The organism is Mesorhizobium sp. B2-8-9 (assembly GCF_006439475.1).
Taxonomy (GTDB): domain Bacteria; phylum Pseudomonadota; class Alphaproteobacteria; order Rhizobiales; family Rhizobiaceae; genus Mesorhizobium.
This window is the reverse complement of the sequence record NZ_VFTQ01000033.1, coordinates 23,310-37,089: the sequence shown is the minus strand read 5'-3', so window position 1 is coordinate 37,089 and position 13,780 is coordinate 23,310. Positions and strand designations below refer to the sequence as shown.

The following is a 13,780-nucleotide window of genomic DNA, read 5'->3' as shown; positions in this document are numbered from 1 at the left end:
CGCATTACCCCAGTCCGAACCGAGACTTAGAGGTTTTTGGCGCCGGCTTGAAGCCGAAAGATCGAACATTTTTCGTCAATCCGTCGGCAGGCGGTAATCCTTGAACTGGGCACGCAAACTGGTCTTCTGGATCTTGCCGGTGGCGGTGTGCGGAATTTCGCCGACGAAGGCGACGTCGTCGGGCATCCACCACTTCGCCACCTTGCCGCTCATGAAGGCGAGGATGTCTGTCTTGGTCGGCTCCTTGCCGGGCTTGCGCACGACGACGAGCAAAGGCCGCTCGCCCCATTTGGAATGCGGGATGCCGATGGCCGCTGCCTCCGCAACGTCCGGATGGCCGACGGCAAGGTTCTCGAGATCGATGGTCGATATCCACTCGCCGCCGGACTTGATGACGTCCTTGGCGCGATCGGTGATCTGCATATAGCCGCTGGCGTCGATATGGGCGACGTCGCCGGTGTCGAACCAATCATCGGCGTCGAACTGTTCGGCGCCGGCGCCGCCATAATAGGCTCGGGCCACCGCAGGGCCGCGCACCTTGAGATGTCCGAAGGTCTTGCCGTCCCAGGGCAGCGCGTTGTTGTCGTCGTCCGTCACTTTCATCTCGACGCCGAAGGGGGGAAAACCCTGCTTGCCCTGCACGTCGAGCCGCGCCTCGCCGGTCAGCGCCTCATATTGCGGCTTCAGCGTGCAGAGGGTGCCCAGCGGCGACATCTCGGTCATGCCCCAGGCATGCACCACCTGCACGCCGTAATTGTCCTGGAACTTGGCGGTTATGGCGCGCGGACAGGACGCCCCGCCGATGACGACCTTCTTCAGGTGAGGCAGCTTCTTGCCGGTCTCCTCAAGATATTGCAGCAGCATCATCCAGACGGTGGGCACGGCGGCGCTGAACGTCACCTTTTCGGTGTCGAGCAGTTCATAGATCGAGGCGCCGTCCATCTTGCAGCCCGGCATCACCAGCTTGGCGCCGATCATCGGACCGCTCTGGCCGAGCCCCCAGGCGTTGGCGTGAAACATCGGCACGACTGGCAGGATCACGTCCCGGGTGGACATGCCCATGGCGTCGGGCATGGCGGCCATCATGGCGTGAAGAACATTGGAGCGGTGGCTGTAGAGAACGCCCTTCGGGTCGCCCGTCGTGCCCGACGTGTAGCACATGCCGGCGGCGGTGTTCTCGTCGAACGTCTTCCAGGCGAAGGCGCCGTCGGCTTCGGCCAGCCATTCCTCGTAGGCCACGGCGTTCGGCAACGACGTTTGCGGCATATGCGCCAGGTCGGTCAGCACGATAACCCGTCGCAGCGATCGGACCGCGCCGGCGATCTTTTCCAGGATAGGCACGAAGGTCAGGTCGACGAAGATCGCCTTGTCCTCGGCATTGTTCATGATCCAGGCGATCTGCTCGGGAAAAAGCCTCGGGTTGAGCGTGTGATAGATCGCGCCGATGCCCATGATGCCGTACCAGGCCTCGATATGGCGGGCGGTGTTCCAGGCAAGGGTCGCGATGCGGTCGCCGAGCCTGAAGCCGTCACGCTCCAGCCGTTGCGCCACCTTGAGCGAACGGTGATGGATTTCGGCATAGCTGGTGCGCACGATCGGGCCTTCGATCGAACGCGACACGACCTCCCGGCTGCCGTGCTGGCGTTCCGCATGGTCGAGCAGCTTATGGCAAAGCAGCGGCCATTCCTGCATCAATCCAAGCATCAATTCCTCCCTTTGCGCATTCGCGTCATTTGTTTCACGCATTGTGAAACGAACCGGCGGTTTGTCCAGCCGCCATAAGTCGGAAGCCAGTGGATGGATCGAAGGACCGGGAAAACCGCCATAATCCGGCCATCGTCGCCGTTAAGCTTCGTTAACGGGCTGGGTGAGATTGGCGAATGGAGAGATTCGCATGGACGCGCAGCTCGACGAAAAAGCCCTCGAAAGCACGCTTGCCGAAAGTCTGGACGATCTGACGCCGGACATCAAAACCGTTTCCGAAGATGAATTTGCCGAAGTCGTCGGCGGTGCGCTGGAGGCCGTCGGCGGAACGCTGCTGTTCAAGATGCGCGTTGAAAACGGCGCCGAGGGCGAGCATGTCGCCGCGGCCTGCATCGGCAACGCCGACAATCGTCAGTTCCTGCTGCTCACGCTGCCGACCACCGGCGGCGCGCTGAAGGTCGAGACGGCGGCGAGAAGCACCAATCCGGTCGCGGGCATTGCCGCCGCCTATGCCGGCCTCATGGACGCCTTCAAGACGGCCGCCTGACGACCGGAAGCAGACGTTCAATGAATGGTGATGACGCCAAGCGTGACGCGCGCTTGCGCGACCCGCCTGCCCGACACATGTAAGTCTCCCCTGAGAACGTTTCACCGTTTCGCGGAAACAACGAAACGCTCTCTCTTTGTTTGACGCAATTCCGGACGGAAAACCGCTTCGCACTTTTTCTAGAATTGCTCCAGGAGACCATTCATGGACAAGCTTGCCAATCCAGCCCCCGGCTTCCAGCGCAACCCGGACAAGGTGATCACCGTCGAACCTTATCGCGGCACCGTCACGGTCCGCGCCGACGATAGGATCATCGCCACATCGACTGCGGCAAAGGTTCTCTCGGAGCCACCTTACCCGGCCGTCTTCTACATCCCGTTCGACGATATCGATTTCGGCAAGCTCACCCCGACCGACCATTCGACACATTGCCCATACAAGGGCGATGCCAGCTACTGGAGCGTCCAGCCGGCCGGCGAAGCCGGCGAGAACGCGATGTGGGCTTATGAGCATCCGTTCGACGAAATGGTCGAGATCCGCAATCACGGCGCGTTCTACACGAACAAGGTGACGGTCGCAGCCACGCCGGACTGAGCCGTAAAGGGAGGGGCGCTAGGTCGATCTCGGAAGGAGGTGGCCGCCAAAATTCAGCGGTCGCCACCCTCGCGCCGCGCTCTCAATCGGTGGTGCCGTCATTGCCAACGCCCTCGGCATCGTCGAGGCGTACAAAGGTCATGCCCTTCTGCTTCAAGGCCAGTAAGCCCTGAACCACGCCCTCGCCGGCGGCATGGGTCGGCTGGTTGATGTGGGCGATGATGACGTCGCCGTCCTTGGCGGCGCCGATGCGGCGCGCCGTTTCCTTCGCGCCGAGCAGCGAACCGCCGTCGCCATTGACCGAGAAGCCTGCGATCTTGAAGCCCAGCCTGCGGATCATGGCGATCGCCGAGGGACTGTATTCGGCGGTGGCGCCGCGGAACCATTTTGCCGCAGGGCCGCCCGCGCCGGCCAGGGCGGCGGCGCCGGATTCAACCTCGGCCTGCACGGCGTCCGGGCTGCCGGCGCTGCGGATGCCGAAGATTTTCCGCGGCGTATCGACCGCCGGAACGTGGCGGCCGCCGTGATTTTCCAGCTCGAACAGGTCGGGATGCGCCCGCATGATCTCGACGGCCTCGGCATTGCGCTTCAGCCAGATGCCGGTAACGAAGATCGTCGCCGGTATCCTGTTGTCGACAAGCGCCGAAAGTATCCTTGTGTCAGTCGTTCCGCCGCAGGCATCGAGCGTCAAGGCGACGCGACCGCCGCCTTCAACGCCCTGCGGCTTCAGATGCAGCGTCGGTTCGAGCAGCGTCGCGGCATTGCCCGCCGACGCCGCGAACAGCGCCATCGCGCAAAGGGAGTTTCGAAGCAGACCCATCATTCATTCCACATCGGCAGGCTCGGCATCATCCTTCGCGCCGCGCCAAAAACTTGTCTCTAGAAGACCGGCATCTAGGCGAAAATCGGGACGGCAAACAGCGTAAAAACAGCAATCGCGAAAATTTGCTTTCGCCTATACAGCTGCTTCCAGAGGCATCTCGGTTCGGGCCAGCAACTGGAGCGCTGCCTCGACGACGGCGTCGACCTCCAGACGCCAGACGCAGCATGCCTTGTTGGGGTCGGGCCGTTCGCACAGGTCGCCACCGACGCAGTCACAAGGCATGGACGGGCATACCGCGACGCTCGGCGCGCCGACTGGCCCCCAGTGGATCGGGCTCTGCAGGCCGAACAGGCCGACGACGGGAGTGCCGACTGCGGCAGCCATGTGCATGGGGCCGCTGTCGTTGCCGAGAAACAGCCGCGCCTGCTTGAACAGCGCCGGCAACGTTTCGAGCGGGAGCGCTCCGACCAGGTTGACGATCGGCGTCTTCGCAGTCGCCAGAATCTTCTCGGCCACCTCGTTCTCGTCCGGGCCGCCGACCAGGGCGACGTCGAGACCGGTTTCGGCCGCTATCCGATCGATTGCGGCGGCAAAGCGCTCGGGCTGCCAGCGGCGCCCAGGGAAGCTTGCCCCGGCATGCACCGCGACAAAGGCGTTCGGCCGAAGGTGCAGCTTGTCCAGCAGCGCCAAGGCTTTCGTCGTCTCGAACGGCAGCGGCCGGAAGGCGGGAGCCCGCGCGCGCAAGTCCACGCCAAGTGCCTCCAGCGGCGAAAGATAACGATAGAGAAAGTGCTGCTCGCCATACCCGAACGGCTTGGCCTTCACATTGGCAGGTTGGCGCGCAAACCAACCCAGGGGCCTTTCGGACGGGTGATATCCCACGCGAACCCGTGCGCCGACCAGCCCCAAGATGAACCGCGACGTCTTGGTGTCGGTGATGTCGATGGCCATGTCGAAATGGTAGCGGCGCAACTTAAAGAGCGTGAGAACGAGTTCCTGCAGGCGTAGCAGCGGCGTGCCGCGCATATGGGAACGGCGGAAGGTCACAACCTCCGAGGCGATGCCGTTGGCGGTGAGGAGACCGCCGAAGCGGGCGTCGCAGAGGAAGACGATGCGGGCGTCGGAATATTCGAGCTGCAGGTTCTTCGCCAGCGCGGAGGCAAGAACGAGATCGCCAATGTGCTTCGTCTGCAAGATCAGGATCGAGCGGACTGCAAAGGGAGCCCGCAACATCGGTGTCTGAGCTCCGGACAGACCGGAGTTCGCGAAGCTGGGTTGAGATGTCGACATGTGGAACCATCACGCGCATTTTCACGTGATCTTATACAAGACGACACGGTCGCGGACCATCGGACTCTCGCGCGCGGATAGAGCGTTTCACCGTTTCTCGGAAACCGCGGAGAATGCGCTATTTCGTCGTCTTTGACGCAATTCCGGACGGAAGGCTAAGGCGAAGTCCCAGGACCTGACCGTTTCACACTTTTTCTGGCTTGCGCAAAGCGGGGGACGCGGCCGGCGGGCGGTCCGCAATTCCAGCAAATGTCAGACCGCGGCTTCCAGGACCATCTCGGTGCGCGCCAGGAGTTCCAGCGCCGCGTCCACCACCGGATCGACTTCCAGGCGCCAGACGCAGCATGCCTTGCTCGGGTCGGTCCGGCGGCACAGGTCGCCCCCGACGCAGTCGCAAGGCATCGATGGCCGCAACGAAATGCTGGGCACGCCGACCGGCGCCCAAAGGACCGGGTTGGTCAGGCCGAACAGGCCGACGACCGGCGTTCCGGCCGCTGCTGCCATATGCATCGGTCCGCTTTCGTTGCCGAGAAACAGCCGCGCCTCCCTGAGCAGCGCCAGCAGCATTTCCAGCCGCAGCGTGCCCGCCAGGTTGACGACGGGCGTCTTCGCCGCGGCCATGATCCTGTCGGTCGCCTCAACCTCGTCCGGACCGCCGACCAGGACCACGCGCAGACCGGTTTCGCGGACGATTCTGTCGATTGTCTCGGCAAAGCGTTCCGGCTGCCACCGCCGCCCCGCGAAGCTTGCTCCGGCATGGACCGCAACAAAAGCGTTTGGCTGGATCTGGTGCCTGGCGAGCAAGGCCAAGACGCGCGCCGTCTCGAAGGACAGCGGCCGGATGGCCGGCGCCCTGACGCGCAGATCGATGCCCAGCGCCTCCAGCGGAGACAAATAACGGTAGAGATAGTGCTTCTTGCCGAATCCGAACGGCTTCATCCTGACGTTGGCGGGTTGACGCTCGTGCCAGCGCAAAGGCCGCTCCGTCGGAAAATAGCCGACCCTGACCGGAGCGTTGACCAGTCCGGAAATGATCCGCGACGTCTTGGAATCTGTGATGTCGACGGTCATGTCGAAACGGTGCCGCCGCAACGTGCGCACCATCCGGAAGAGCTCGCGCCCTCGCTCGAGCGGCGAGCCACGCATCTTGGCCCGGCTGAAGGGGACGACCTCGGAAGCTATGCCATGGGCAGTCAGGAAGCCGGCGAAATGGGCTTCGCAGAGAAACACGATCCTGACGCCCGGATATTGAAGCTGCAGGTTCTTCGCCAACGCCGAGGCAAGCACGATGTCGCCAATGAACTTGGTCTGCAGGATTAGGATCGATCGGTAAACGGATGGGGAAATCTGCAACATGGGTTTTCCGACACAAATAAATTCGGTGTCGAAAAGTCGCTTGGAACGGTGTCGAGATTCAGGGCCGTCACGCGCACGTTCGCGTGACATTGCATACAAAACCGTAAGGTGTCGGGATGTCAGGCGCGTTTTGTCGCGCCCTTCGCTGCCGCCACGGCCGCCTGCGCGGCGGCCAGCCTGGCGATCGGCACGCGGTAGGGCGAGCACGACACATAGTCGAGGCCGACTTCCTCACAGAAGCGGATCGAGGCCGGGTCGCCGCCATGCTCGCCGCAGATGCCGAGCTTGATGCCCGGCCGCGTCGCCTTGCCCTTTTCGGCCGCGATCCGCACCAGCTCGCCGACGCCGTCAATGTCGAGCGACACGAACGGATCCTGTTCGATGATGCCCTTCTGCCGGTAGGTTTCCAGGAAGGACGCCGCATCGTCGCGCGAGATGCCGAACGTGGTCTGCGTCAGATCATTGGTGCCGAAGGAGAAGAATTCGGCCGCTTCGGCAATGACATGCGCGCGGATCGCCGCGCGCGGCAATTCGATCATCGTGCCGGTCAGATAATCGATCTTGGTGCCGGTCTCCTGCATGACGCTTTGCGCGACCGCATCGATGCGCGCCTTGACGTATTGCAGCTCCTTCACCAGGCCGACCAGCGGCACCATGATCTCCGGCACGACCAGCGCGCCGGCCTTGTGGCCGGCCTCGACCGCCGCCTCGAAGATGGCGCGCGCCTGCATCTCGGCGATCTCGGGATAGGAGACGGCGAGCCGGCAGCCGCGATGGCCGAGCATCGGGTTGAATTCGTGCAGCGCTTCCGTGCGCTGCCTGAGCTTGTCGGCCGACACGTTCATGGCGGAGGCGACCTCGGCGAGCTCGGCCTCGGTCTTCGGCAGGAATTCGTGCAGCGGCGGGTCGAGCAGGCGGATCGTCACCGGCAGGCCGGCCATGATCTCGAACAGCTCGAGAAAGTCCGAGCGCTGCATGGGCAAGAGCTTGTCCAGGGCCGCACGCCTGTCCTTCTCGGTGTCGGCCAGGATCATCTCGCGCATGGCGACGATACGGTCGCCATCAAAGAACATGTGCTCGGTGCGGCAAAGCCCGATGCCCTCGGCGCCGAAAGAGCGCGCCATGCGGGCGTCGAGCGGCGTTTCGGCGTTGGTGCGCACCTTCATGCGGCGCGTGGCGTCGGCCCATTCCATGATAGCGGCGAAATCGCCCGACAGCTCCGGCTGCAGCATGGCGACCGCCCCTTTGAGCACCTGGCCGTTGCCGCCATCGATGGTGATGATGTCGCCTTTGCGGAAAGTCTGGCCCATCGAGAGCAGCGTGCCGGCCTTGTAGTCGACACGCAGCGAGCCGGCGCCGGACACGCAGGGCTTGCCCATGCCGCGTGCCACCACCGCGGCGTGGCTGGTCATGCCGCCGCGCGTGGTGAGGATGCCTTCGGCGGCATGCATGCCGTGGATGTCCTCCGGGCTGGTTTCGATGCGCACCAGGATTACCTTGCGGCCTTGCGCCCTGGCGTCCTCGGCATCGCTGGAGGAAAAAACGATCTCGCCGGTGGCGGCGCCGGGCGACGCCGGCAGGCCCGTGCCTATGACATCGCGCGCGGCATTCGGGTCGATGGTCGGATGGAGCAGTTGATCGAGCGAGGCCGGATCGATGCGGGCGACCGCCTCCTCCCTGGTGATCAGCCCATCCTTCGCCATCTCGACAGCAATCTTCAGCGCAGCCTTGGCGGTGCGCTTGCCGGAGCGGGTCTGCAACATCCACAATTTGCCGCGCTCGATGGTGAATTCGAGATCCTGCATGTCGCGGTAGTGCTTTTCCAGCCGGTCGGAGATGTCGACGAAAGCCTGGAAGGCGTCAGGCATAAGCTTCTGCAGCGACGGCTTGTCGGAGCCGGCGGCGATGCGCGCCGCCTCGGTGATGTTCTGTGGCGTGCGGATGCCGGCCACCACATCCTCGCCCTGGGCATTGACCAGGAATTCGCCGTAGAGCTGCCTCTCGCCGGTCGAAGGATTGCGCGTGAAGGCGACGCCGGTGGCCGACGTGTCGCCCATATTTCCGAATACCATGGCCTGGACGTTGACGGCGGTGCCCCAGCTTTCCGGGATGTCGTGCAGGCGCCGATAGGTGATGGCGCGGTTGTTCATCCAGCTCGAGAACACCGCGCCGATCGCGCCCCAGAGCTGTTCCTGCGGATCTTGCGGGAACGGCTTGCCGAGCTCTTCCTCGACCTTGGCCTTGTAGAGCGAAATCACGCCTTGCCATTCCTGGGCCGTCAGGCCGGTGTCGAGCTCATGGCCGAGGCTGGCTTTCTGGTCCTCGAGGATCTCCTCGAACACTTCGTGGTCCAGGCCCATGACGACGTCGGAATACATCTGGATGAAGCGGCGGTAGCTGTCATAGGCGAAACGCGCATCGCCGGAATCGGCGGCCAAAGCCTCGACCGTCTCGTCATTGAGGCCGAGATTGAGCACCGTATCCATCATGCCGGGCATCGAAGCGCGAGCACCGGAGCGCACGGAGACCAGAAGCAGCTTCGACGGGTCGCCGAAGCGGCGGCCGGTAATCCGGCCGATATGGTCGAGAGCGGAGACGACATCCGTCTCGAGCCCGCTGGGATAGGTGCGGCCGTTGGCGTAATAGGCGTTGCAGACCTCCGTGGTGATGGTGAAACCGGGCGGCACCGGCAGCCCAAGGCTGCACATCTCGGCCAGATTGGCACCCTTGCCGCCGAGAAGATTGCGGTCGCCGGCGCGGCCCTCGGCGGCGCCGTCGCCGAAGGTGTAAACCCACTTGGTCATGCTTGCCCTCCAGTTCGTGGGAGATAGAAACATCCGGATGATGGCCGTTTCCCGCCTTCCCCGCTCCGAGCGATAGGATGCTGCACTGCGAAAGGCAAGGCACCGGCAAGCAACCACTGCGGCTACAATCGATTAAGCAAAAGCTGCGTCAAAAAGACTTGCTGGAGGGAAACGACCGATATAGAACATAACGGGAACGCAGTGGAGTAGCGTGATGAAACTCAATGGAAAACTCGACTATCTTGAACTGCCGGCGACGGGCGGCACGCTGGACAGCGTCAAATCTTTCTACAGCGCCGCCTTTTCATGGTCGTTCACCGACTACGGCCCGACCTATTCCGCCTTTGCCGAAGGGCTCGACGGCGGCTTCCAGGCGGATGCCGGCGAGGCGCCGGCCAAGCCGCTTCCGGTGCTTTATTCCGAGAGCCTCGAGGAAACGCTGGATGCGGTGGAGAGCGCCGGCGGCACCATCGTCAAGCCGATTTTCGCCTTTCCCGGCGGCAGGCGATTCCATTTCACCGATCCGGCCGGCAACGAACTGGCCGTTTGGGGACATTAGAGCGCTTCACCGTTTTACTGAAACGGTAAACCGCTCTAACTCTTTGATTTTACGCAATTCCGGACGGAAAGCCGCTCACACTTTTCCTGGAATTGCTCCAGGAAAGACGCGGATTTCGAGTTGTTTTTGCTGTTGACAGCCGGGGGGCAGCCGGGCTCATTCCATTGAGCGGCGGCAATCTTCCAACAGCAAAGCAGACTGATGAAATTCGGCTCAAGCGGCGTTCGGGGTTTGGCTTCCGAATTGGTTGGAAGGCCAAGCGGACTTTATACCGAGGGTTTCGCCCGGCGCTTGCGGTCGACCGGATTTCAGCAAGGCAAGGTCTTCGTCGGGCGCGATTTGCGCGACAGCAGTCCAACGATTGCCGAAGACTGCATGGCGGCATTGGCCGCGGCCGGCTTCCAGCCGGTCGATTGCGGTCCCATCCCCACGCCCGCGCTCGCCTTTTATGCCCGCCTGGACGGCGCCGCGGCGCTTATGGTGACCGGGTCGCATATTCCCGCCGACCGCAACGGCATCAAATTCTATGGGCCGAGGGGCGAGATCGACAAGGCGGACGAGGCCGCCATCACCCGTCACGTCGCGGAACTGTCGGATCGATATCCCTGGCCTCCGGCCCATGCGGACCGGCAAGCCGGCCATGAACAGGCGCTCGCGGCCTTTCGAGATCGTGTCGATGGCATTCTGCCCCCTCGCGCCCTTTCCGGAATGCGTCTCGGCGTCTACCAGCACAGCACGGTTGCGGCGGAGCTGCTGGTCGAGGTCCTGCGGTCCTACGGCGCCGAGGTGATCCCCGTCGGGAAAACGGAAACCTTCGTGCCCATCGATACGGAAGCCGTCGGCCGGGGAACGATGGTGAGGGTGAAAGACTGGGTGCGCGAATTCGAATTCGACGCCGTGCTCTCTGCCGACGCCGATGCCGATCGCCCGCTTGTCATCGACGACAGTGGCGAACTGTTCCGCGGCGACCTGATCGGGCTGGCCACGGCGCTGTTCCTCAAGGCCGACATTGTGGTGACGCCGATCACCTCCAATTCAGGCATCTCCGAGGCTTTCGGATTCGGCGTCAGGAGAACGAAGGTCGGATCCCCTTTCGTCATAGCGGAAATGGACGCCGCGCGGCAGGCAGGCGGCATTGTCGTCGGCTTCGAAGCCAATGGCGGGGTTCTTCTGGGGTCGGACTGCGTGGTGAACGGCAAGGCTTTGTCGGCGCTGCCGACACGGGATTCGTTTTTGCCGATCCTGGCGGTGCTGGGCACGATGGCATCGACCGGAAAATCGCTTTCCGGCCTGCGCGAAACCTGGAGCCTTCCGGTCTGCGCCAGCGAACGGCTCGAGAACTTCCCCGTCGAGAAATCGCGCGGCTTGATGCGAAAGCTCGCGTACCGCGATGGCTTGCGGCACTTCCTTGCCCCCTTCGGCAGCGTCTTGGACGTCGATGAGACCGACGGTCTCAGGGCACGGATGACCAGTGGCGAGATCATCCATCTGCGGCCTTCCGGCAACGCTCCCGAATTTCGGTGCTATGCCGAGGCCGCCAGCCATGACAGGGCGAGCAAGATTGTGGCAATGGCGCTGGAACGAGCGCGCGACACCACACTGGCAGATGAATCAGAAGCCGTATAACGAAGACGGAGCCGGCGATCGCCGCAGGCTTGGGGCGCGGCCCGCTCTACAATAACGGGGACTTGTGCCCCACGTCTCGCTCGAGCCCTGAGAGCATCGATGACAAGAACGGCGTTGATAACCGGCATTACGGGGCAGGATGGCGCCTATCTGGCCCAGCTCCTGCTTTCGAAGGGTTACCGAGTCCACGGGCTGGCGCGGCGGTCGAGCACAGCCGACGTCAACACCATGCGCCTGAAATGGCTGGGAATCGAAAACGATGTGCGGATCGTGGACGGCAACCTGACGGACCTGTCGGGTCTTAGTCGAACCATGCGCGACGTAAGGCCAGACGAGGTCTACAACCTGGCCGCACAGTCTTTCGTCAGATCCTCGTGGCAGCAGCCGATCCTGACAGGCAACGTCACCGGTATCGGCGTCACCAATGTTCTCGAGGCGCTGCGTCTCGAGATCCCCGAGGCGCGTTTCTACCAGGCGTCGTCGTCGGAGATGTACGGCCTTATCCAGGAGCCGGTGCAGTCGGAGACCACGCCTTTCCATCCCCGCTCTCCCTATGCGGTGGCGAAGGTCTATGGTCACTGGATCACCGTCAATTATCGCGAGAGCTTCGGCCTGCACGCTTCGAGCGGCATCCTGTTCAATCACGAATCGCCGCTTCGCGGCATCGAATTCGTGACACGCAAAGTCACGGACGCCGTCGCGCGCATCAAGAAGGGCCTGGCAAGGGAACTGCGCCTGGGCAACATCGACGCCAAGCGCGACTGGGGCCACTCCAAGGACTATGTCCGCGCCATGTGGCTGATGCTGCAGCAGGATCAGCCAGATGACTATGTGGTCGCCACCGGCAGGACGACGACGGTGCGCGATATGTGCAGAATCGCGTTTGAACATGTCGGGCTGGAGATGGATGACCATCTTGTCATCGATCCCGACCTGTTCAGGCCGGCGGAAGTCGAAATCCTTCGCGGCAATCCGGCCAAGGCAAAGGCGAAGCTCGGATGGGAAGCGACGATCTCCCTGGAGGATATGATCCGCGAAATGGTGGACGCCGATCTGGCGCGCCACTCGGCTGCCAGGAATTGAAAGGAAGCTCTTGCATCAACAGGTCGATGACTTGACGCACAGTCTTCCGCCACGCATCCGCATGCGGACAATTCGTCGTGGTCCGTGAGGCCGGCATGCGCGTTTTGATAACCGGCGCCAACGGTTTCGTCGGGCCCTATGTGGGCGACGCGCTGCGCAGGATTTGCGGCGGCGAAATTGTCATTGCCGCGACCTCCAAGGATGGTGGACCGCATCCCGCTTTCGGCCAGGTCGAAGAACTGGACGTGACCGATCCGGCCGCCGTCCATGATGCCATTGCCCGTCACCAGCCCACCCATGTCATTCACATGGCGGCGGTCGCGGCCCTGGGTGCCGCCCAGGCCGATCCCCGCAACACATGGCGCATTCATGTGGACGGCGCGCTCAACGTGGCCCATGCCATCCTCGACAAGGCACCGGACTGCTGGCTGGTTCATGTCGGATCGGGCCTGGTCTATGGCGAAAGCGCCAAGACCGGACGCCCGCTCGACGAAGGCACGCTGCTTGCTCCGATCGACGACTACGCCGTGACCAAGGCCGCGGCCGACCTCGCGCTCGGCGCGCTTTCGCGCCAGGGGTTGAAGTGTGTCCGAATGCGCCCCTTCAACCATACGGGCCCGGGCCAGACCGAGGCATTTGCCGTGCCGGCCTTCGCCATGCAGATCGCCCGGATCGAAGCAGGCCTGGCTCCGCCGGTGATCCGCGTCGGCAACCTTGATGCGAGGCGCGATTTCCTGGATGCGCGTGACATCGCCAACGCCTATGCGCGCGCGGTTCTGAAGAGCCGCGATCTTGCGCCGAACGCCATTTTCAATCTTGCGTCCGGCCTATCCTGGCGGATGGGAGACATCCTCGATCGGCTGCTGGCCCGCAGCAGCGTCAAGATCGTCACGGAGCAGGATCCGCTGCGGCTGCGGCCGAGCGATCTGCCATGCATCGTCGGCAATGCCACCCGCGCCCGGACCCTGCTCGGCTGGGCGCCCGAGCATCCCTTCGAGGATACGCTTGCGGCCGTCCTGGAGGATTGCCGCGCGCGCGTGGCCCAGGCCTAGGCAAGGATGCATCGCCTGCTTCCCTGAACGCGGAGCTGAGCCGCTCCCGCGCCCGCACCGCCCGAAGCTGCCGCGCGACGCGTGCGGCTTACGATCCACCGCCGGGCGATCGGCGACGAACTGGCCGGAAATGGCGGCCCCGCCTCACTGCCGATTTTAGTTGATCTCCCGGCATTGAGCTTTGCGCCGCCTCGTCCTATAAGGCCGCGCGCAGCGCGGCATGCCCGCCTGCTGGGGCGTCGCCAAGTGGTAAGGCATCGGTTTTTGGTACCGACATTCCCAGGTTCGAATCCTGGCGCCCCAGCCAAACTGGACTCGGTCCGTTCCGGACACATAGGTTAC

Annotated in this window: 11 protein-coding genes and 1 tRNA gene; 7 read left to right on the top strand and 5 right to left on the bottom strand. The window is 63.4% G+C overall.

The window, feature by feature from the left end; translation table 11 throughout:
- Positions 1-75 precede the first annotated feature (75 nt).
- On the bottom strand, positions 76-1,704 hold the full coding sequence (locus FJ423_RS28325) for a fatty-acid--CoA ligase (protein ID WP_140846210.1): 1,629 nt from the start codon (positions 1,702-1,704) through the stop codon (positions 76-78).
- Positions 1,705-1,894: 190 nt separating this feature from the next.
- Here FJ423_RS28325 and FJ423_RS28320 point away from each other — a divergent pair, with 190 nt between their 5' ends.
- Positions 1,895-2,251 (top strand): hypothetical protein, encoded by a 357-nt coding sequence (locus tag FJ423_RS28320; protein WP_095766801.1) that lies wholly within the window; start codon positions 1,895-1,897, stop codon positions 2,249-2,251.
- 204 nt (positions 2,252-2,455) lie between these two features.
- The gene (locus FJ423_RS28315; protein WP_140846209.1) at positions 2,456-2,845 is read left to right on the top strand and encodes a DUF427 domain-containing protein; all 390 of its coding nucleotides are present in this window, start codon (positions 2,456-2,458) and stop codon (positions 2,843-2,845) included.
- A gap of 82 nt (positions 2,846-2,927) precedes the next feature.
- Here the strand turns inward: FJ423_RS28315 and FJ423_RS28310 are convergent, their stop codons facing one another.
- From FJ423_RS28310 to ppdK, 4 genes are all read right to left on the bottom strand, one after another.
- Positions 2,928-3,665 (bottom strand): polysaccharide deacetylase family protein, encoded by a 738-nt coding sequence (locus tag FJ423_RS28310; RefSeq protein ID WP_095766799.1) that lies wholly within the window; start codon positions 3,663-3,665, stop codon positions 2,928-2,930.
- A 135-nt stretch (positions 3,666-3,800) separates the two neighbouring features.
- Positions 3,801-4,901 (bottom strand): glycosyltransferase family 9 protein, encoded by a 1,101-nt coding sequence (locus FJ423_RS28305; RefSeq protein WP_140846208.1) that lies wholly within the window; start codon positions 4,899-4,901, stop codon positions 3,801-3,803.
- 309 nt (positions 4,902-5,210) lie between these two features.
- Positions 5,211-6,314, bottom strand: coding sequence for a glycosyltransferase family 9 protein (locus FJ423_RS28300; protein WP_140846207.1), 1,104 nt, complete (start codon positions 6,312-6,314; stop codon positions 5,211-5,213).
- A 119-nt stretch (positions 6,315-6,433) separates the two neighbouring features.
- On the bottom strand, positions 6,434-9,118 hold the full coding sequence (ppdK, locus tag FJ423_RS28295) for a pyruvate, phosphate dikinase (RefSeq protein WP_140846206.1): 2,685 nt from the start codon (positions 9,116-9,118) through the stop codon (positions 6,434-6,436).
- A gap of 214 nt (positions 9,119-9,332) precedes the next feature.
- On the opposite strand from ppdK, the gene FJ423_RS28290 reads away from it, so the two are divergent.
- The 5 genes from FJ423_RS28290 to FJ423_RS28270 all read left to right on the top strand — a co-directional run bounded on the left by FJ423_RS28290 (position 9,333) and on the right by FJ423_RS28270 (position 13,745).
- Entirely contained in the window at positions 9,333-9,677 is a 345-nt protein-coding gene (locus tag FJ423_RS28290; protein ID WP_095766795.1) for a VOC family protein, read from the top strand.
- A 201-nt stretch (positions 9,678-9,878) separates the two neighbouring features.
- A complete protein-coding gene (locus FJ423_RS28285; protein WP_140846205.1) occupies positions 9,879-11,303 on the top strand; it encodes a phosphomannomutase in 1,425 nt (474 codons plus the stop codon).
- Between the two features lie 99 nt (positions 11,304-11,402).
- Positions 11,403-12,386, top strand: coding sequence for a GDP-mannose 4,6-dehydratase (gmd, locus tag FJ423_RS28280; RefSeq protein WP_140846204.1), 984 nt, complete (start codon positions 11,403-11,405; stop codon positions 12,384-12,386).
- A 95-nt stretch (positions 12,387-12,481) separates the two neighbouring features.
- On the top strand, positions 12,482-13,438 hold the full coding sequence (locus FJ423_RS28275) for an NAD-dependent epimerase/dehydratase family protein (protein WP_140846203.1): 957 nt from the start codon (positions 12,482-12,484) through the stop codon (positions 13,436-13,438).
- 232 nt (positions 13,439-13,670) lie between these two features.
- Positions 13,671-13,745 (top strand) — tRNA-Gln (locus FJ423_RS28270).
- The last annotated feature ends 35 nt before the right edge of the window (positions 13,746-13,780 follow it).

What these genes read in the sequence shown, in the direction of transcription:
- FJ423_RS28275 (WP_140846203.1), top strand. Translation starts at nt 12,482, where the DNA reads ATGCGCGTTTTGATAACCGGCGCCAACGGTTTCGTCGGGCCCTATGTG.
- FJ423_RS28305 (WP_140846208.1), bottom strand. Translation starts at nt 4,901, where the DNA reads ATGTTGCGGGCTCCCTTTGCAGTCCGCTCGATCCTGATCTTGCAGACG.
- FJ423_RS28310 (WP_095766799.1), bottom strand. Translation starts at nt 3,665, where the DNA reads ATGGGTCTGCTTCGAAACTCCCTTTGCGCGATGGCGCTGTTCGCGGCG.
- ppdK (WP_140846206.1), bottom strand. Translation starts at nt 9,118, where the DNA reads ATGACCAAGTGGGTTTACACCTTCGGCGACGGCGCCGCCGAGGGCCGC.
- FJ423_RS28315 (WP_140846209.1), top strand. Translation starts at nt 2,456, where the DNA reads ATGGACAAGCTTGCCAATCCAGCCCCCGGCTTCCAGCGCAACCCGGAC.
- FJ423_RS28300 (WP_140846207.1), bottom strand. Translation starts at nt 6,314, where the DNA reads ATGTTGCAGATTTCCCCATCCGTTTACCGATCGATCCTAATCCTGCAG.
- FJ423_RS28290 (WP_095766795.1), top strand. Translation starts at nt 9,333, where the DNA reads ATGAAACTCAATGGAAAACTCGACTATCTTGAACTGCCGGCGACGGGC.
- FJ423_RS28320 (WP_095766801.1), top strand. Translation starts at nt 1,895, where the DNA reads ATGGACGCGCAGCTCGACGAAAAAGCCCTCGAAAGCACGCTTGCCGAA.
- FJ423_RS28325 (WP_140846210.1), bottom strand. Translation starts at nt 1,704, where the DNA reads ATGCTTGGATTGATGCAGGAATGGCCGCTGCTTTGCCATAAGCTGCTC.
- gmd (WP_140846204.1), top strand. Translation starts at nt 11,403, where the DNA reads ATGACAAGAACGGCGTTGATAACCGGCATTACGGGGCAGGATGGCGCC.
- FJ423_RS28285 (WP_140846205.1), top strand. Translation starts at nt 9,879, where the DNA reads ATGAAATTCGGCTCAAGCGGCGTTCGGGGTTTGGCTTCCGAATTGGTT.